This is a genomic window from Curtobacterium sp. PhB137, assembly GCF_003814955.1.
Classification (GTDB): Bacteria; Actinomycetota; Actinomycetes; order Actinomycetales; family Microbacteriaceae; genus Curtobacterium.
The window spans coordinates 1,294,380-1,312,600 of the sequence record NZ_RKQO01000004.1 but is presented as its reverse complement, the minus strand read 5'-3'; the positions used below and the strand labels follow the sequence as shown (position 1 = coordinate 1,312,600).

15 protein-coding genes and 1 pseudogene are annotated in these 18,221 nt (G+C 65.0%); 7 read left to right on the top strand and 9 right to left on the bottom strand.

Annotation, left to right across the window (positions count from 1 at the left end; genetic code table 11):
* Window positions 1–134 (bottom strand): annotated as a pseudogene (locus EDF28_RS19520) (fructose-bisphosphatase class II); the annotation flags it as partial.
* Between the two features lie 183 nt (window positions 135–317).
* Between EDF28_RS19520 and EDF28_RS06675 the strand changes: the two are divergent.
* Both EDF28_RS06675 and EDF28_RS06670 read left to right on the top strand, forming a co-directional pair.
* A complete protein-coding gene (locus tag EDF28_RS06675) occupies window positions 318–1,313 on the top strand; it encodes an alcohol dehydrogenase catalytic domain-containing protein (protein ID WP_123293784.1) in 996 nt (331 codons plus the stop codon).
* 26 nt (window positions 1,314–1,339) lie between these two features.
* Window positions 1,340–2,701, top strand: a complete 1,362-nt coding sequence (locus EDF28_RS06670; protein WP_123937590.1) for an MFS transporter — start codon at window positions 1,340–1,342, stop codon at window positions 2,699–2,701.
* Between the two features lie 111 nt (window positions 2,702–2,812).
* Here EDF28_RS06670 and lpdA read toward each other — a convergent pair whose 3' ends face one another.
* Both lpdA and EDF28_RS06660 read right to left on the bottom strand, forming a co-directional pair.
* Window positions 2,813–4,213 carry a dihydrolipoyl dehydrogenase gene (gene lpdA / locus EDF28_RS06665; protein WP_123293782.1) on the bottom strand — a complete coding sequence of 467 codons (1,401 nt, stop codon included), beginning with the start codon at window positions 4,211–4,213 and terminating at the stop codon, window positions 2,813–2,815.
* Between the two features lie 23 nt (window positions 4,214–4,236).
* Window positions 4,237–4,857: a TetR/AcrR family transcriptional regulator gene (locus EDF28_RS06660; protein WP_260154609.1), complete on the bottom strand. Its 621-nt coding sequence runs from the start codon at window positions 4,855–4,857 to the stop codon at window positions 4,237–4,239.
* Window positions 4,858–4,990: 133 nt separating this feature from the next.
* Here EDF28_RS06660 and EDF28_RS06655 point away from each other — a divergent pair, with 133 nt between their 5' ends.
* The 3 genes from EDF28_RS06655 to EDF28_RS06645 are packed head-to-tail and all read left to right on the top strand — an operon-like array spanning window position 4,991 to window position 7,752.
* Window positions 4,991–5,791, top strand: a complete 801-nt coding sequence (locus EDF28_RS06655) for an alpha/beta fold hydrolase (protein ID WP_185021020.1) — start codon at window positions 4,991–4,993, stop codon at window positions 5,789–5,791.
* Between the two features lie 47 nt (window positions 5,792–5,838).
* Entirely contained in the window at window positions 5,839–6,834 is a 996-nt protein-coding gene (locus tag EDF28_RS06650; RefSeq protein ID WP_123293858.1) for an NADP-dependent oxidoreductase, read from the top strand.
* A gap of 60 nt (window positions 6,835–6,894) precedes the next feature.
* On the top strand, window positions 6,895–7,752 hold the full coding sequence (locus EDF28_RS06645) for an alpha/beta fold hydrolase (RefSeq protein ID WP_123293779.1): 858 nt from the start codon (window positions 6,895–6,897) through the stop codon (window positions 7,750–7,752).
* Between the two features lie 37 nt (window positions 7,753–7,789).
* Here EDF28_RS06645 and EDF28_RS06640 read toward each other — a convergent pair whose 3' ends face one another.
* Both EDF28_RS06640 and EDF28_RS06635 read right to left on the bottom strand, forming a co-directional pair.
* The gene (locus EDF28_RS06640) at window positions 7,790–8,500 is read right to left on the bottom strand and encodes an SDR family oxidoreductase (RefSeq protein WP_123293778.1); all 711 of its coding nucleotides are present in this window, start codon (window positions 8,498–8,500) and stop codon (window positions 7,790–7,792) included.
* Window positions 8,501–8,527: 27 nt separating this feature from the next.
* Window positions 8,528–8,929, bottom strand: coding sequence for a hypothetical protein (locus EDF28_RS06635; protein ID WP_260154607.1), 402 nt, complete (start codon window positions 8,927–8,929; stop codon window positions 8,528–8,530).
* Window positions 8,930–9,131: 202 nt separating this feature from the next.
* On the opposite strand from EDF28_RS06635, the gene EDF28_RS06630 reads away from it, so the two are divergent.
* Complete coding sequence (locus EDF28_RS06630) at window positions 9,132–9,737, top strand: TetR/AcrR family transcriptional regulator (RefSeq protein WP_123293777.1); 606 nt, start codon at window positions 9,132–9,134, stop codon at window positions 9,735–9,737.
* Between the two features lie 73 nt (window positions 9,738–9,810).
* Here EDF28_RS06630 and EDF28_RS06625 read toward each other — a convergent pair whose 3' ends face one another.
* The 4 genes from EDF28_RS06625 to EDF28_RS06610 form a co-directional block, all read right to left on the bottom strand.
* The gene (locus EDF28_RS06625) at window positions 9,811–10,092 is read right to left on the bottom strand and encodes a LacI family DNA-binding transcriptional regulator (protein ID WP_123293857.1); all 282 of its coding nucleotides are present in this window, start codon (window positions 10,090–10,092) and stop codon (window positions 9,811–9,813) included.
* 157 nt (window positions 10,093–10,249) lie between these two features.
* Window positions 10,250–11,635, bottom strand: a complete 1,386-nt coding sequence (locus EDF28_RS06620; RefSeq protein ID WP_123340203.1) for an MFS transporter — start codon at window positions 11,633–11,635, stop codon at window positions 10,250–10,252.
* Window positions 11,636–11,861: 226 nt separating this feature from the next.
* The gene (locus tag EDF28_RS06615; RefSeq protein ID WP_123937588.1) at window positions 11,862–14,345 is read right to left on the bottom strand and encodes an alpha-L-rhamnosidase; all 2,484 of its coding nucleotides are present in this window, start codon (window positions 14,343–14,345) and stop codon (window positions 11,862–11,864) included.
* A 48-nt stretch (window positions 14,346–14,393) separates the two neighbouring features.
* On the bottom strand, window positions 14,394–16,853 hold the full coding sequence (locus tag EDF28_RS06610) for a glycoside hydrolase family 2 TIM barrel-domain containing protein (protein ID WP_123937587.1): 2,460 nt from the start codon (window positions 16,851–16,853) through the stop codon (window positions 14,394–14,396).
* 348 nt (window positions 16,854–17,201) lie between these two features.
* Between EDF28_RS06610 and EDF28_RS06605 the strand changes: the two genes are divergently transcribed.
* Window positions 17,202–18,209, top strand: a complete 1,008-nt coding sequence (locus EDF28_RS06605; protein WP_243648835.1) for an SDR family NAD(P)-dependent oxidoreductase — start codon at window positions 17,202–17,204, stop codon at window positions 18,207–18,209.
* Window positions 18,210–18,221: the final 12 nt, after the last annotated feature.

Genomic DNA, 18,221 nt, shown 5'->3' with positions numbered 1-18,221 from the left:
CCACGTCCGACCCACGGCTGCGCACGGATCGCGGCGGCCTCCGTCGCACGCACGAGCTCGAGGGCCAGGTTGCGGTCGGGCTGGAGGAACAGGGAACCGGTCTCCGTAGAGGGCTCGTCAGCGAGTGAAGGCATGGCTCCCATCATGTGACCTGCAACGATTTTTGTCTAGACAGTCCAACGCGTATAGACACAAGCAGCAATCTCGTCGTACTGTGTGTCAGCGGCTCGCCCAACGACGTAGCAGTCTCCGGGAGAACGCCCTGAAACGGCGGGTGCAACGCATCCGCGACGCGACTCCCGAGAGGATCAACGAAGATGCGCGCAGTAGTGCTCGACGGCACAGGCTCGATAGAAATCGCGGACATCCCCGCGCCGACGCCCGGCCCGAACGATGTCGTCATCGCCCCCGAGGCAGTCGGCATCTGCGGTACCGACATCCACCTTGCCTCCGGCGACTACCCCACCGGCACGTTCCCCGTCGTCCCCGGGCACGAGTTCGCCGGTACCGTCACAGCCACTGGTGCTGAGGTCACGAAGTTCGCCATCGGCGACCGCGTGTCGGTCGACCCGAACGTGAACTGTGGCCACTGCGAAGAGTGCCTCGCCGGCGCGACGAACCTGTGCGAGAACTTGGACCCGATCGGCGTGACCGTCAACGGCGCGTGCGCCGAGTTCGTCGCCGTGCCCGAAAAGGTCGTCTTCAAGCTGCCCGAAGGGGTCGATTGGGCAACTGGCGCCCTCATTGAACCACTCGCATGCGTGCTGCACGCGTTCGGGCGCATCAAGCCGATCGAAGGCCAGCGAGTCCTCATCTACGGAGCCGGCTCCATCGGACTGCTCGCTCTCGCGGTTGCGAAGGCGCGTGGCGCGAAGAGCATCGAGATCATCGAACCGAGCCCCGTCCGTCGCGACGCCGCGATCGATTTCGGTGCGGACTCCGCTGGGGCGCCTGGTACGAACTCCGGCGTGCAGGACATCGACCTCGTGATCGAAGCCTCCGGACACCCGGCGGCGGTCTCCGACGCTCTGACCCGACTGGCGAAGCGCGGCACGCTCCTGCAGATGGGCGTGGTCAGCCCCACCGCCACCATCGATCTCCGCCCGTACGACCTGTTCGACCGCGAACTCTCCATCGTTGGCTCGCAGTCCCTCGCTACCTCCTACCCCGACGCGGTCACCGAGATCGTCACCCTCGACGACCTCGCCCCCCGCACCGTCACCCACACCTTCGGGCTCGACGACTACGCCGCCGCGCTCGAGGCAGCGAAGTCCGAATCTGCCCGCAAGGTGCATCTCCTCCCGCAGCAGTGACGCTGCCCTCACGGAAGAAACCCGCCATGTCCACCACGCACATCCGTACCAGCGGCCCGGCCTCGACCGGCTTCATCGACCGACTCGGACTTCCCCGCCCGCTCGTCTGGGGCTTCGTCGGCCTGCTCCTCTTCATGATCGGCGACGGCGTCGAATCGGGCTACATCGCGCCGTTCCTCGCGAACAACGGCGCGGGCACCGAGACGAACGCCGCCATCATCATCTCCGTGTACGGCGCCGTCGTCACCATCGGCTCTTGGTTGTCCGGAGCCTTGTCCGACGTCTGGGGCCCCCGACGCGTGATGATCATCGGCGCCGTCACCTGGGCCGCACTCGAGGTGCTCTTCCTCGCCGTGGCACTCCCCACCCAGAACTACTGGCTGATGCTGGTCATCTACGGCCTCCGCGGTATCGGCTACCCGTTCTTCGCCTACGGATTCCTCGTCTGGGTCCTCGCGGGCAGTCCCGCACACCGGCTCGGATCGGCAGTGGGCTGGTTCTACTTCGCCTTCACCGGCGGCCTTCCCACGCTCGGATCCCTGCTCGCGAGCGGTACCGAGCCGCTCATCGGCGAGTACCTGACCCTCTGGATCTCGTTGGTCCTGGTGGCGCTCGGGGCCGTCGTCTCGCTCGTCGGACTGCGGGGCGCCAAGGGAGGGAACCGACTCGCCCGACCAGAGGTCACCACGGGACGCAGCATCGTGAACTCCGTCGCCATCGCCTTCACCCGCCCGCGTGTCGGCCTCGGCTGCCTCGTGCGGATCGTGAACACCGCGCCGCAGTTCGGTCTGTTCGTCTTCTTCCCGACGATCTTCGCGAAGGACCTCGGCTTCGGAACCGCCGGCTGGCTGCAGCTGGTCTTCGTCCTCGGGGCGGCGAACATCTTTGCGAACCTGTTCTTCGGAGTGCTCTCCGACCGGCTTGGGTGGCACCGCACGCTGCGGTGGTTCGGCTGCATCGGGTCGGCGGTCGCGGTCCTCGCGTTCTACTTCATCCCACAGGCCACCGACGAGTACTGGGTGTCCGTGCTGTGCGCTGCGTTCTTCGGTGTGACGTTGGCCGGCTTCACACCGATCTCCGTGCTCATGTCCCTCATGGCACCGGGGCAGAAGGGCAACTCCATTGCAGTGCTCAACCTGGGTGCCGGCGCTGCGACGTTCGTCGGACCGCTGATCGTTGCGATCTTCCTCGCACCGCTCGGAGCTGGCGGTGTGACGATCATCTTCGCCGCGCTCTACGTCCTCGCTGGCATCTCCGTTCGTTGGCTGCGCGTCCCGGAGGAGTCCGCGAAGGTCGTTGCCACCGGCGGCACGCTGCAGGACCTCGCCGAAGATCCTGAGATGGTCGCTGGCACGCCGGCTCCGGGAACGCCGGAGCAGCTGAAGTAACGACTTCTCGGCCGCACCGTTCGGCGGCCGGGAGCTACGAGGGTGGACGCGATCGCGTCCACCCTCGTTTCATGTGCGACCGCGCGCGATGCGACAGGCCACGCAACCGGCTCAGAGGTTGATCATGTGGCCGGTCAGTCCGTGGAACGCTTCTTGGAGCGCTTCTCCGAGTGTCGGGTGGGTGTGCACGTTGCGGGCAAGCTCCGCGGCCGTGAGGTCCCACTTCTGCGCGAGCGTGAGTTCGGGCAGCAACTCTGCGACGTCGGCACCGATCATGTGTGCGCCGAGGAGTTCGCCGTGGGCGGCGTCGGCGATGAGTTTCACGAACCCGCTCGGCTCGCCGAGGCCCTGCGCTTTCCCGTTCGCGGTGAAGGGGAACTTTGCGACGATGATCTCGTGGCCGTCGTCGCGAGCTTGCTGTTCAGTGAGGCCGAAGGATGCGACCTGCGGCTGCGTGAAGGTGGCGCGCGGCATCATCCGGTAATCGCCGAGCGGCAGGGTCTCCGCGCCAGCGATCGTCTCTGCTGCGACGATGCCTTGCGCCTCCGCGACATGGGCGAGTTGCAGTTTTGCGGTCACATCGCCGATCGCGTAGATGTGAGGGACGTTCGTTCGCATGAAGTCGTCGATCGCGATCGCGCCGCGTGTGGTGAGCTGCACGCCGGTGGCCTCGAGGCCGAATCCGAGAACGTTCGGGGCGAAGCCGACGGACATCAGCACACGGTCTGCTGTGATCACGTCAGTCGCCCCGGCCGCGTCGACGTAGGAGACGTCGACGCTCCTGCCGGAATCGGTGACGGTGTCGACGCGGGAGGAGGTCAGGATGTCGATGCCGAGCTTCTTGTACTGCCGGGTGATCTCCTTCGACACCTCCGGGTCCTCGTTGGGGAGGGCCCGGTCCAGGAACTCGATGATCGTGACGTCGACGCCGTAGTTGCGGAGCACGTACGCGAACTCCATGCCGATGGCACCGGCGCCGATGACGATCAAAGAAGCGGGCAGCTCGCGCTCGAGGATCTGGGTTTCGTAGGTGACGACGTTGCTGCTCAGTTCGACGCCTGGGAGGCTGCGGACGGTGGATCCCGTGGCGATGATCGCATCGTCGAACGTCACCGTTTCCGCGCCGCCGCCGGTGAGTTGGACGTCGATGGTCTGGGCATCGCGGAACACACCGTATCCGTCGATCTCGGCGATGCCGTTCTTCTTCATCAGGTAGTGCACGCCCTTCACGCGGCCGTTGGCTACGCGCCGGCTGCGATCGAACGCGACGCCGTAGTCGAACTGGACGGTGCCGGAGATGCCGAAGACGTCTGCTTGGCGTGTGACGGTGTGCGCCAGCTCGGCGTTGCGCAGCAGCGCCTTCGAGGGGATGCAGCCCACGTTCAGGCACACCCCTCCCCAGTAACGGCTCTCGATGACGCCGACCTGCATACCGAGTTGCGCGGCGCGGATCGCGGCCACGTAGCCCCCTGGTCCAGCTCCGAGGATGACGAGGTCGTAGTGAGTGCTCATGGTGCCCTTCCTTCCGGGTTCGCTTACGCGGCGGTTTTCGCTGCGGTGGTACAAGGCAGGCAGGCGTCGACCTGACTGCGGATGTCGGCAAGGACCTCGTCGAGGGAACGCTGCGCGAAGACCGTGGCGGTGGTGCTGACGTGCACGATCGCGGTGACGACGCGAGCAAGCACTTCCGCGTCCTCAGCGGGTACACCACTGCCTTCGAGACGGCGCGCGACGCCCGCCTCCAAACGGCCGGAGAGCATCAGGCCGGTGCGCCGGTGGGGCTCGTCGGGATCTCCGAAGACAAGCTCGTGGAGGTACGTACGGCCGTTCTCAACCTGCTCGCGGACGCACTGCACAACGGGCATCAGCACCGCCATCACACGACACGTCTGCCCCACAGGCTCGGGCGCAGCGAGGCCCTGCTCTACGGCGTCTGCAAACTTGTCGTTCTGCACCATGATCAACAGTTCCGCCTTCGTCGCCGCGTAGAGGTACAAGGTGCCGATCGCTACGTCGGCGCGATCCGCGACCTGCTGCGTCGTCACACCGCTCACGCCACGCTCCGCGAACATCTCACGCGCCGCCCGCATGATGCGGTCGCGCTTGTCGGTCTTGGCCCGTTCGCGCCGCCCTACTGATTTCCCTTGTAGTGCCACAACATCTCCTTGACAAGATAACTGAGTTGACTCAAACTTGAGTCTACTCGGGGTTTCCGACGTTTCGAAAGGTCGAGAGGACTCATCCATGAGGCTCAGTAAGGGGCCCTGGCGCGATGTACCGACGAGAACCATGGCAGCAGCCGGGACACAGTTCGCGGTTCGTGAGTACGGAGCGCACTCGGAAGTCCCGCTCGTACTCCTGACGCATCTCGGTGCGAATCTGGACAGCTGGGATCCTGCCGTCGTGGATGCTCTGGCGCTGGACCGTCGTCTCATCGCCATCGACTACCGCGGCGTCGGCGCATCCGCCGGAGTGGTAGCGGACACCTTCGACGCTATGGCTGCCGATGTGATCGCTGTGCTCGGGGCACTCGAGTACGAACGGATCGATCTGTTTGGGTTGTCGATGGGCGGCATGGTCGCTCAGGCCCTGCTCGGCCAAGCACCCGAGCTGGTCGAGCGGGTGGTCCTTGCTGGCACGGGACCGCAGCACGGCCCGGGGCTGAAGGCGATGACCGGGGTCGCGATCCGTAGCACCGTACGGGCCGCGTTGACGCGCCGGGACCCGAAGCAGCTGCTGTTCTTCACCCGCAGTGCCGCTGGCCGCGCCGCTGCTTCCGCGTATCTCCGGCGGCTGACCGAGCGGAACAGGAACAGGGACAGTTCCGTCACGCCAGCGGTATTCCGGGCGCAACTTCGCGCCGTGAACCGTTGGGGGGACGCGGCAGCGCCGTCGGCGCCGTTGTGGTCCTCCCCAACACTGCTGATCCACGGCGAAGAAGACCGGATGGTCCCCGTCGTCAACGCACACGCCTTGCACGCACTCCTGCCGGACAGCTCCTTGGCCACCTTTCCGGACTCTGGACACGGTGTGGTGTTTCAACACTCCACGGCCGTCACCGACACCATCCGTCAGTTCCTTACCCGCTGACCGCCCGTTCGTATTCATCGCCCCTACCGACAGAGATGGAAGACATCATGCAGGCGTTCGTCCTGACCAAGTACAAGCAGCCCCTTGAACTCCGAGACATCCCCGAGCCCACCGTCGGCGAACGCGACGTCCTCGTCACGGTCGAAGCCGCAGGGCTCAATCAGCTCGACGAGAAGATCCGGGAGGGCGAGTTCAAGCCGATCCTGCCCTACAAGCTACCGACCACTCTCGGCCACGACGTCGCAGGGACTGTGATCCGGGTAGGAGGCAAGGTCAGCCATTTCAAGCCGGGCGATCAGGTGTACTCACGCCCGAGGGACCACCGCATCGGCGCGTTCGCCGAACGTATCGCCATCGACGAAGCCGACCTCGCACTCACGCCGACGACGATCACCACGATCGAGGCCGGATCGTTGCCGCTCGTCGCGCTGACCGCATGGCAGGCACTCGTGGAGCGCGGCAACGTCCAGCCCGGGCAGAAAGTCCTCATCCACGCCGGTTCTGGCGGTGTGGGCACAATTGCCATCCAGCTCGCGAAGCACCTCGGTGCCCACGTCGCCACGACGGCCTCTGCAGCCAACGCCGATTTCGTCCGCCAACTCGGCGCCGATGTGGTCATCGACTACCGCAGCCACGACTTCGAACAGGAACTCTCCGGCTACGACTTCGTCCTCGACAGTCTCGGCGGCGAAAATCTCGCCAAGTCGCTTCGCGTTCTCAAGCCCGGTGGGAAGGCCGTCAGTATCAACGGTGCGCCCGATCCTGCGTTCGCGAAGGAAGCCCACCTGAATCCGGTCGTGAAGCTCGTCGTCGCTGGGCTGAGCCGCAAGGTGCGCGCCCAGGCAGTGAAGCTCGGCGTGACGTACGAGTTCCTGTTCATGCGAGCCGACGGTGCGCAGCTGCAGAAGATGACCGACCTCTTCGAGCGCGGGATAATCCGCCCTGTCGTCGGCGCGACATTCCCGTTCGAACAGATTCCGGCTGCACTGTCGTCGCTCGGGAAGACGAGTATCCGCGGCAAGGCCGTCGTCACACTCTCTTAGCCAGCATCCGACATCGAGACCGCACTCTCTCTTGATCCCAACGAAGAAAGCCCCGTCGTCATGAGCACTCCGACCGAACCCGTGATCACCTCGTACGCGAACGCGCCCGCGAAGACCATCACCACCGGCGGCGACACGTTCGCGTACCGGGAGCTTGGACCCGAGGGCGGCATTCCGGTGGTGTTCTTCACCCACCTTGCTGCGACCCTGGACAACTGGGACCCACGGCTCGTCGACCCGATCGCCAAGCAGCGCCACGTGATCACCTTCGATCAGCTCGGAGTCGGCGCCTCCAGTGGCGCCGTCCCAGCCACCCTCGAACAGGCAGCGGACGACGCCTATGCGTTCATCACCGCCCTCGGCTACGACAAGATCGACGTCTTCTCCTTCTCCATGGGAGGCATGATCGCGCAGGATCTGACTGTCAAGCATCCATCCCTGGTCCGCAAACTCGTTCTCACCGGGACCGGCCCGCGCGGCGGCAAGGACATGGACAAGGTCGTCGGGGCCACCTACTACGACATCCTTCGCGCCGCCCTCACCCGGTCCGATCCGAAGGAGTTCCTGTTCTTCAACCGAGACGTCCCCGGCAAGAAGGCCGGCAAGGCGTTCGTGGAACGGCTCAAGGAGCGCACGGTTGACCGCGACAAGAAGATCAACAACAAGGCGTTCGGCACCCAGTTGAAGGCGATCCAGCGGTTCGGGCGCTCACAGCCGTCGGATCTGTCCGTGATCATGCAGCCGACCCTCATCGCCAACGGTGACCACGACCGCATGGTGCCATCCGTGCTGTCGACTGATCTGCGGAACCGGATCGCGAACAGTGAGCTGATCATCTACCCCAACTCCGGTCACGGCGGCATCTTCCAGTACTGGGAGGAGTTCGCCCCTGTCGCGGTGAAGTTCCTCACTGACTGAGCCCACCTCGGAAGGGCGGCAGTGCCGCCCTTCCGTCTCAGGCGAAGGGCGGCAGCTCTGGGTAGAGCGCTTCGATGGGGCCTGCAAGAGCTGCCTTCACCTTCGCGGTCTGCTCGTCACCGATCACCTCGACAGCTCCAGCCTGCAACGCGTCGAACACCTGCCGGACGAGATCGCCGGGTTGCAGCTTCTGCCCCTGCGCCTGCGCCGCCATGGCGGTGTCGACATAGCTCATGTGCACCCCGATGACGTGCACGCCTCGTGGTGCGAGTTCGAGGCGCAAGGCGTTCGTGGCGGCCCAGAGAGCGGCTTTCGCGGCACTGTACGCGCCGCCATATCCAAGCCAGCTGCCGATGGAGTGCACGTCGATCAGGATCGGGTGCGCTGCCTTCAGCAGCGCTGGGGTGAATGCGCGGGCGAGCAGGACCGGGGCGAAGAAGTTGATCTCCATTGTGGTCCGCAGTTCGGACTCGGCAATGTCGATCAAGCTGGCCGTCGAGGGGCTGGCACCGGCGTTGTTGACCAGGACCGTGACGTCGGTGGCGAAATCAGCCGCAGCCTGAATGGAGGTCGGGTCGGTGACATCGAGTTGCAGTGCGACGATGCGCTCATCATCCCAGGCGCGCGGGGTGCGCGCGGTGGCGTACACCTTCGCCGCACCCCGGGCCAGGGCTTCGGCGACGAAGTGGGTGCCGATGCCACCGTTCGCGCCCGTCACGAGGACGACGGCGCCGTTGAGTGAGGTCATGGAGGCTGCTTTCAATAGTGCGCAGGGTCAGCTGCGGGTGAGCGCGGGGTGGTCGGTGTAGCCGTGGGCGCCGCCGGAGTAGATCGTTCCGGGGTCACCCGCTTCGATTGCGGACGGGATGATCGGCTGACGGTGATGCGGGGTGTTTTCCAGGTGCGACGTGCATTCGACGTGCATCAGCTGGGTGAACAGGTGCCCGGCACCGCAGTGCACCCGTTCGGTCACGCGGCGCCACCCTGCGATGCGCTCCGGCGTGAAGATACCGGGGGTGTCGAGATACCCCTGCCCATCTGTAGAGGGTTGTGTTCCCTCGGTGATGAGCAGCTCGAGCGAGGCGCGCTGGCTGTAGTACTCGGCGGCTAGGGCACCCGGGGTCCCATCGATATTTGCGCGGCTTCTCGTCATCAGGGTGCGAGCGAGCCAGTGCACCAGCTCGATGCGGCCGAGAGTGAAGAGGTGTCAGGGGCGGAGGGTGCGGGCATAAGCGGACTCATCTCGAGGGGTCGACGACGACGGGGAGGGGTCTCCTCGGTGCCTGTGGGAAAGTAGGGCGGTAGGATCTCTTCCCATGCCACTTACTGACTCTGCTCAGCACTGAGCGTAGTCGTCTTCTACTCCCGGAGGGTCGCTCGTGACTGTGCCATCGACAGGAGCCGGCCGGCGCGAACGCAACAAGCAGGACAAGCTCGCTCGCATCACCGCGGCCGCGTCGGCTCTGTTTGCCGAGCGCGGCGTCGATGAGGTGACGACGCAGCAGATCGCTGATGCGGCGGACATCGGCACCGGCACGCTCTTCCTTTACGCGAAGACGAAGGGCGAACTGTTGCTGATGGTGCAGAACCACCACTACAAGGCTGCGCTCGAGCGCGGCACGCGACTCGCCGCGGAATCAGACACCGCGCTCGATGCGGTGATGGCAATCACCGCACCCATTATCGAGTGCAACCGTGCCCAGTTCGATAATGGACGGACGTACCTTCGCGAAATGGCATTTGGGGATCACACGGAAGAGAACCACGCCGCGGCGCTCGCAATCGTCGGTGACACGGAGATTGCGGTCAGCAGCCAGCTCAAGCGGTTTGCTGTCACCCCCGAGGCGGAAGCAATGAATCTTGCCCGCGTGGTGTCGGCGGTTCTGTTTCTGACGATGGCTACTTCGCCGAAGACGCAAACGGTGTCCGAGATAATGGCCGCAACTGAGCAGCAGCTTCGGGCCGCGATACGCCCGCGAAGATAGCGACCCTCCAATGTCGCCGAACTGACGTTAGTCGACCACGATCACAATCTTCTGGTGCGGGCGGTGATCAAGATTAGTTGCCCACAGTGGAATGACTGCTCGTCACGTCGGCATGGCTGGTGCGACTGTGAGGTTTCCGTGCGAGATCCGCTGCCGCCTCGTTCTTGACGTAGCCGAGGTATGACATCGCCGCCAGAACTCGATGCCGGGTGACCGGTCGCACGTGCCCAGTTTTGTTGATCACTCGCGATACGGTTTGGTGGGAGACCGATGCCAGGGCGGCGACGTCATAGATGGTCGGAGCTTTTGGCGGCTGATCCTGCTCGGACAGCCAGCGCGGTCGTCGGCTACTCATCTCCGGGCTCAACATCCATGATCGGCTTGTCCTCTCCGAGAAGCGCGAAGCTGAGTTCTCTCCGCTGTTGGGCCAGCAAGCAACGGATCCATGGACCACCGCTCGCTGTATTTCGAGAGCTGAAAGGTCAGGGCTTCGCTTGATGGTGTCCAGGCGACTATTTTGGCGCTCGGATGCTCGTGGTGGAGTCAGTGCTTCGACGACCGACCGAGATGGGGATGATGGCCAGCGCGCCAAGAATCCCGACGATTCCACCGACGATGTACACCGCGGTGTAATCGCCGGTCGCGAGTGCGATGATCCCTCCCGCGACGAGCGGCCCGACGGCCTGCGGCACCTGGTTCGCCAGTTGGATAATGCTCATGAACCGGCCGTTTTCGTTCTCCTCGCGTGGCAGAACGTCCTGCTGAATCGCTTGATCGACTGCGCCGTAGACACCGACGGCGAGCGTGCTGAGCGCGCTGCCCAGGAGGAACTGTCCCTCGCTCTGAGTGAAGGCGACCACGACCATTCCGGCGGCCAGAATGAACGCACTTGCGATCAAGAATGGCTTTCGGCTGTGGAATCGGTCCGAGAGGTACCCGCTGGCGATGGCGCCGACGATCGCCGTGACGATGCCGATGAGACCCGACGTTGCAAGGATCGGGGCGGCCTCCGCGAGCGTGATGTCGAGACGCTGCCCGAGGAGGTAGACGCCGTAAGTCGTGGAGAAGGACAGTGCGAGGAAGACCAGAGCTCGGCTGATCCATACCCAGCCGACGTTGGGGAACTTCCGTGGGTTGAAGTAGAACCCTCGCGCGATGGACTTGATGTCGACGGGCTTGCGCTCGCTCACCGATCGCTTGTCCTTCATCAGGCCCGCGAAGATCAAAACGAAGATGAGCGCGAACGCCGCCGGAGCCGCGAACATGATCACGGGGATCTTCACGAACGCACCAGCGAACAGGATTCCGACGATCGGGCCGATCTGCGTAACTGAACCGGTGAGGCCAGAGACCTTCCCTCGCTGTTCCTCGGGGATGAGGTCGCTCTGGTGCGTCAGGAGCATTGCGCCGGCAGTCGAGTATCCGACGTAGGCGATGGACCATCCGACGATGAGGAGCGGGATGGACGGTGCGAACCCGACGATGAGCGATCCGAGCAAGCCCACGATTACCCCGCCGATGATCCAGGGGCGCCGGCGGCCGAAGCGGGATCGAGTGCGATCGCTGAGGAGCCCGGCGAGCGGGGTGGTGAAGAGGACGATGATGCCCGGGATCGCGATGGCGAGTGCGATCGCGCCGTTTTTGCCGACCGGGTCGATCTGCTGTACCCGAATGGAGAGGGAGTAGCCGATCGGGGTCACCCACGCGACGTACAGCGCGAGTGTTGCCACGACCAGGCCAATGATGTAGCGCGCGCTGATCTTCTTCAGGGGGTCGGCGCCGTGGCGGACCGCGTCGCCAACTCCCTCCGCAGCGATTTCGAGTCCGCTCGGAATTCCGAGTGGGACCTCGTTTGGCTTTGCTGAGGAGTGCGGCGCGGTGCCGTCGGGTGAGGACATATCAGAACTCCGTTGTTGTGATGAGTGACGCAGGCGGTCAAGTAACGCGCGTTACCGAAGTATCGCCAGTGCAGGGTCTAAAAGCAAGAGGTGGTACTGATCTGGCGTAACGCGCGGTACCAGCGGCCGTGCACCCGCTGCTGAGGTGGCGGTCACGCTTGCCGAAGGTGAGAAGACGTCGCTTGGCATGACGTCTTCGTTCCGCTCCTAGTGACCGTGTCGGAGATCACACGTCGTGGATCGACAGGGCGGCGACGAGGTCCCGTTCCATCGCCGATGAGTTCGGGTGCTGCTGCGCGAGGGTGCGCACCGGCGCATCGCCGAGGCGGCTACCCGCGGCTTCGACCGGCACACCCGGGAAGTACGAGCGGAGGACGTCGAGAACGGCGGCCCAGACGGCGTCGTCCTTCATGGTCTCTTTGACGCTGGAGTCGAGTGTCAGCTCTGCCTTCTCGCCGAACCCTGCCGGCGCCGCGTACCGCCATGAGTGCCGACCAGGAGCGACATCGACGGCGAGCTGTTCTGGATGCAGCGGGGGGATGACGGTGGCGGTGGCTCCATCGGGTACGACAACCTCCAGTACGAGGTCACCGTCGTCGACGTACCAGTGGCTTTCCACCCGCCCGAGCACCGTGTCGTGTTTGGCGTGGGCGGATGTGAGTCCTCCACCCGGCTGCGGGGCCACCGTGAATGTCCGCCAGCCCGGCGCAGTTCGGGTGAGACCGCCGACGACACGGTGAAGCCAGTCGGCGACGGCCCCGAGGGCGTAATGGTTGAGCGACGTCATGCCAGTGGCGTTGACCGTACCGTCGGCGAGCACAGCGTCCCAGCGTTCCCAGACCGTGGTCGCACCCATGAGGACGGGGTAGAGGAAGGAGGGACTCTTCGTCTGCATCAGCAGGTCGTACGCGACGTCGACGTGTCCGGTGCTGCTGAGCGCGTCGGTGACGAGCGGGGTGCCGGCGAATCCCGTGGCGATCGTGGCGCCCGACTCACTGATGATCGCTGCGAGCCGATCTCCAGCGACGCGCTGCTGGTCGTCGTCAAGCAGTCCGAACATGATGGGAAGGGCGTATCCGGTTGCCGATTCGCTCACCACGCGGCCGACGGGGGTCACGAAGTGACGCCGGAAGGCCGTCCGCACACGTGTGTGTAATTCGTCGAAGTGCTGAGCGTCTGCATACTCACCGAGAACTGCCGCAGTTTGCGCCATCTCCTTCGTCGTCTTGGCGAGGTACGCCTGGGCGACGAGGTACCGGTCCGTCTTTCCGCCGGCGGGGTTGTCGGACGGAGCGTCGGGGTCGAGCCAGTCACCGAACTGGAATCCGTGGCCCCAGAGCCCGTCGTCGTCGAGTACTGATTCGACTTCGTCGACGAAGGCCGTCATCGATTCGTAACTACGTCGGAGGATCTCCGACTCCCCATACTCCTGGTACAGGGCCCACGGCAGGCTGACCGCCACGTCACTCCACAGCGCGGTAGCGGTTGACGGTGTCGGGAGGACGTCCGGGATGCTCCACGGGACGGTCCCGGTCTCCTGTTGTTCAACCGCGAGGTCCTTCAGCCAGGAGCCGAGCACCTCGCGGACGTCGTAGAGGAACGTGGCGGTGGGCGTGAATGCGTTCAGATCGCCCGTCCATCCGAGTCGTTCGTCACGCTGCGGGCAGTCCGTCGGTACGCCGACGAAGTTGTCGCGCATCGACCAGACGGTGTTCTCGTGCAGCTTCGTGATGCGGGGGTCTGATGCCTCGAACCAGCCGGTGCGAGTCATGTCCGTGTGCACCACAATGGCGCGCAGATCAGCGACTGTGGGTACCCCGGGCCATCCTGTTACCTCGACGTATCGGAAACCGTGGAAGGTGAAACGTGGCTCCCACGTCTCCGCTGTGCCGCCCCGGAGGATGTACTCGTCGGTCGCGGCCGCGCTGCGAAGGGTCTCGGTTTCAAGGGAGCCGTCTGGCTTCAGCAGTTCGGCGTGACGGAGCGTGACGGTGTCGCCGCTTTGCCCGTTCACCGTCAGTCGCACCCAGCCGGAGATGTTCTGCCCGAAGTCGACGATCCACTGCCCAGCGGACTGCTCGGTCACGGAAACCGGCTCTAGTTCCTCCATGCGCCGGATAGGGGGTGCACCGCCCTCGACGAGCGTCTTGGTGTCCCAGTCGAAGGCTCGCGCGGCGCACCAGTTCGCAGCGTCGAACGCCGCTGTCGACCATCCGATCGGTTCACTGCGCGCGTCGTAGCGTTCGCCAGCGTAGATCCCGCTCGAGTGCACCGCTCCGGTGCTCACGAGGACTTGCTCGTCGCTTCCGATGACGTCGATGTGATCGTCGTACTCGAGTTCGAGGCGCGCCCAGAAGGCAGGCCGGTCCGCGTAGTTGTGTCGCCGGTTCTCCCAGGTGAGAGCACCGACCGCCCACCCTTCACCGACGATCGCGCCGAACGCGTTCTCGCCGTTCGTGAGGAGACCGGTGATGTCGTGGCGTCTTGCGACGAGTCGGTGCCGATACGACGTCCATCCTGGGAAGAGCACTTCATCACCGACGCGGTGTCCGTTGACGTACGTCTCAGCGATGCCCAGCGCAGACACCGTGAGCGTCGCGTGGCGGAGTCCTTCGGCGACCGTGAAGTCACGCCGGAAGTACGGTGCCGGGTCGCCTTCGACGCTTGCAGTGTCGGCGCTGACGAAGACGGGTTCGGTGGACTGTGTCATGGCGTTCCTTCTAGGTTCGCAGAGGAGGAGAACGGTTCCGGCGGACGGTCAGTGCACGGTGAGTTCGACGATTGCGGATGCACAACCGGGTGCAGTGACCGTCACGGTGATGACGCCTGCAGCGGTCGGTCGGACGATTGCGAGGGCGGTTCCGTCGAAGGTGCACCGAGTTGTCTCGGCGAAGAGCGACACCGGTGCCGGATCCCCACTGCCGAACGACTGAAGGGTCCCTGTGCCCTCAACGAGGACAGTCACCTCGCGATCCATCAGCGGTCGAACGACGCCCGCGGTGTCGGTGAGTGAGATGTCGATGTATGCAAGGTCGGTCGTGCCGTTGGTGATCTCCGTCCGGTCCGCCGAAACGGAGAGGATCGTCTCATCGGCGGCGGAGCGGAGCGACGTTCGACCGGTCTCGACACCGCCGGTGTACGCCACTGCGGTCAGTTCACCGGGCTGCCACACCGTCTCGATCGTTGCCCGGAACGCCAACTCGGCTCCGACGGCGGCGCGACCGATGATGTCGCCGTCCAGCAGCAGCTCGACCTCGTCGGCGTCGCTGTAGACCTCGACGGTTACGGGAAGGCCGTCGTAGCCGTCCCAAGCCCAGCTCGACACACTGTCGCTCCACGACCAAGGGGTTCCGAGCACCGTCTGACCGTGACGCGAGGGCCGCTGCACGGCAACGTACGGCTCGCGGCGAAGGCCGAACACGATCTCTCGGTAGTACGAAACGGGACGACGGCGTCCGATGATGTCGAGGTCGCCGCTGGCGGCGGCGAGCCAGGGCCAAGCCTTCGCTGCGGCAGGACCGGCTGCCTCGTCGTGATAGCTCACGCCGCCGAGGCCCGCTTCGCCGAGGTAGTCCCACCCCACCCACGTGAAGTCGCCGATGACGTGGTCCAGCCGCTTGACGAGGTCCCAGTTCCGGGCGATGTGCGAGGGGAACGTCTCGCTTCCGACGATGACGCGGTGCGGGAAGAGCTCGTGGTCGAGTTCGTACCGCCCGTCGCCGTAGTTCATGCCGGCGACGTCGAGCACGGAGAACGATTCTTCGGTCCGCGCGGTCACGGGCGGCGAGGCCGAGATCTGGTTCATCATGTCGCCGACCTGGCTCATCATCGCATTCACGCCGCCGGCTTGCGGCTCTGCGGATGCCAGCGCCTCCCGCTGCTGCGCCATACCGGCGGTGACCAGGTCGAGGACTGACACGAATCCGTTGATGCCGTTCGTGACGAACCGGTTGGGGTCGAGCGAGCGGAGCTTCTCGGCGAGACGCCTGCTCCAGATGCCGCCACTGATGGAACCCGTTTCTGGGATTTCGTTGCCGATGGAGTACATGATGACGCTCGGGTGGTTGACGTCCTTGGCGACCATTGACTCGACGTCTCGCTCCCACCACTGGGTGAAGTCGGACGCGTAGTCGAAGTCGGACTTGCTCGAGGTCCAGACATCGAACGTCTCGTCCATGACCAGCATGCCCAGCCGGTCGCACGCTTCGAGTAGCGCCGAACTCATGGGATTGTGCGCACTTCGGATCGCGTTGAACCCTGCGTCTTTGAGCAGCTCGATTCGGCGCTCCTCCGCGCGGACGATCGCGGCAGCACCCAGGGGGCCGTTGTCGTGGTGGATGCATGCTCCGCGGAGCAGGACAGCTCGTCCGTTGATCCGAAGTCCGCGTACGGCGTCGAGCTGCAGAGTGCGGATGCCGAAGGTCACCTGTTCGCGGTCGACCTCGTCGTCACCGTCGGTCAGGACGACGGTCGCGCCGTACAGCGTCGGCGAGTCCACGTCCCACAGCGATGGGTTCGTCACAGGCAGTCGGAGTCGGACGGTGGAGCGCTCGCCAGGAAGGAGACTGACCGGAGCGCTGCTCGTGACGAGGGAAGCGGACGATTCGGCCTGGGTCACCTGCGTGATGTTGGTCGTGAGACGGAGAGTGCGGGTCGTTGTGCCGCCGTTCTCGACCTCCGCAGCAACCTCGACGACCGCTCTGTCCACATCGACGTCCGGGGTGGTGACCTGCACGCCGTCGACTGCGATCCGCGCGGCACTCTTCACGATGAGACGAACGTCGCGGTAGATTCCGGCTCCGGTGTACCAACGGCTGTCCTGGTGAGTGCGGCAGTCGACCTTGATCGTGTTCGTTGTCCCGGCCTCGAGCCACGGGTCGATCCGCACCACGAATCGGGAGTATCCGAACGCGTGTTGGCCGGCGAGTGCACCGTTGACGTAGACCATCGCATCTCGGTGGACACCGTCGAATTCGAGCGCCCAGAGCTGACCACCGAAGTCCGCTGGAACTGAGACCTCGGTGCGGTACTCCCATGCTCCACCCGGGAAGTAGCCAGGCGCGGCGCCGTTCCGGAGATCAGGCGTTCGCGCCGTGGTGATCTGTGCATCGTGCGGCAACGTCACGTCTTCCCAGTCGCCGCCCGCGCCGCCGAGTTCGGCAAACGCGCTGACCTTCGGACGGTAAGACCAACCCTGGTTGAGCAGCTGCACGGTCATCAAGGTCTCCACAACGTCATCGTCTGCGCAGGTATCGCGCGTTACCTAGCCAATCAGCTCGGGTATTGCGTGTCAACCGCCGAGACGGTTCCCCCGCATGCCGATCACTGGGGGCCACTAATCCAGGACGGACGCGGCCGAGCACCCTCGCCGACGACCCGCCAAGCCCAAGGCTCCGGTTCGTTGCGTCGCACCGAAGCACTCGCGGACAACGCGGTGCCGATCGGCATCCTTTTGCACCGGCTGGGAACCTCAACAGCATCCCGCTCGAACCAGATGGCGCGGTTGACGTGGACACGCGACCGCTCTAGCGTCAGTTACGCGCGTTACCAACGAAGGGATGGACACGTGTCCGAGTCGAACAAGCCACTCACTGGCCACACAATGATCGGAGCGTGGCTTGAGCACCCCGCCGGGGGTGCGGTGCTTCGCCAGTTCGGTGAACAGCTCGGCATGCAGGAATCGGCCCTTCGCCTACTCCGCCGTGTGCCACTCGAGACCTTGATCGCTGGGATGGGGGACCGAGGTGACGGAGTGCTCGATACTTTGACTCGGGAGGCGAACGGGCGAGAAGTGTCTCCGGAAGAAGAAGCCGAAAGTGCGGGCTGGGTGGAGCGCATCTCCGCCGGTCGGTTCGACGGCCGCACCGTCATCGTCACGGGCGCCGCTTCGGGTATCGGCCGTGCCGTCGCGGTGCGTATCGCCCGCGAGGGCGGAACCGTTGTCGCTGTGGACATCGCCGAATCGCGCCTCGCCGACCTGGTGGCAGCGTTCCCGTCCGTGCGGCCCGTCGCAGCGGACATCACCGCCGATGACGGCGTCGCGCGGATCGTTGAGGCTGCCGGAGCCCGTATCGATGGGCTCGCGAACGTCGCGGGCCTCCTCGACGATTTCAGTCCCCTTCACGAGACGGACGACGCGATGCTTCGTCGCGTGTTCGAAGTGAACGTGTTTGGTCTGGTACGACTGTCTCGAGCGGTCATTCCTGCGATGATCGCCGCTGGCCGCGGATCAATCGTGAACGTAGCGTCCGAGGCTGCCCTGCGCGGCTCCTCTGCGGGGTTGGCGTACACCGCGTCGAAGAGCGCCGTCCTCGGCGTCACGCGCTCGTCTGCGTTCATGTACGAGCCGAACGGGATCCGCGTGAACGCCGTCGCTCCTGGCGGTACCCTCACCGGCATGCGTCCGACAGCGACGAACACCTTCGGTCAAGAGCGATTGAACAGTCACACCGCCGACGTCCCGATCGCCGTTCCGGAGGCGCTTGCAGCATCCATCACGTTCCTGCTGAGCGACGACGGCGTCAACGTCTCGGGCGCCCTTCTGCCGTCTGACGGTGGTGAGTCCGTGTTCTGACGCATGCGGTGA

Excerpts from the sequence above, each read along its gene's own strand:
- EDF28_RS06650 (WP_123293858.1), top strand. The coding sequence starts at position 5,839 with ATGCAGGCGTTCGTCCTGACCAAGTACAAGCAGCCCCTTGAACTCCGA.
- EDF28_RS06625 (WP_123293857.1), bottom strand. The coding sequence starts at position 10,092 with ATGAGTAGCCGACGACCGCGCTGGCTGTCCGAGCAGGATCAGCCGCCA.
- lpdA (WP_123293782.1), bottom strand. The coding sequence starts at position 4,213 with ATGAGCACTCACTACGACCTCGTCATCCTCGGAGCTGGACCAGGGGGC.
- EDF28_RS06670 (WP_123937590.1), top strand. The coding sequence starts at position 1,340 with ATGTCCACCACGCACATCCGTACCAGCGGCCCGGCCTCGACCGGCTTC.
- EDF28_RS06620 (WP_123340203.1), bottom strand. The coding sequence starts at position 11,635 with ATGTCCTCACCCGACGGCACCGCGCCGCACTCCTCAGCAAAGCCAAAC.
- EDF28_RS06655 (WP_185021020.1), top strand. The coding sequence starts at position 4,991 with ATGGCAGCAGCCGGGACACAGTTCGCGGTTCGTGAGTACGGAGCGCAC.
- EDF28_RS06615 (WP_123937588.1), bottom strand. The coding sequence starts at position 14,345 with ATGACACAGTCCACCGAACCCGTCTTCGTCAGCGCCGACACTGCAAGC.
- EDF28_RS06675 (WP_123293784.1), top strand. The coding sequence starts at position 318 with ATGCGCGCAGTAGTGCTCGACGGCACAGGCTCGATAGAAATCGCGGAC.
- EDF28_RS06645 (WP_123293779.1), top strand. The coding sequence starts at position 6,895 with ATGAGCACTCCGACCGAACCCGTGATCACCTCGTACGCGAACGCGCCC.
- EDF28_RS06640 (WP_123293778.1), bottom strand. The coding sequence starts at position 8,500 with ATGACCTCACTCAACGGCGCCGTCGTCCTCGTGACGGGCGCGAACGGT.
- EDF28_RS06610 (WP_123937587.1), bottom strand. The coding sequence starts at position 16,853 with ATGACCGTGCAGCTGCTCAACCAGGGTTGGTCTTACCGTCCGAAGGTC.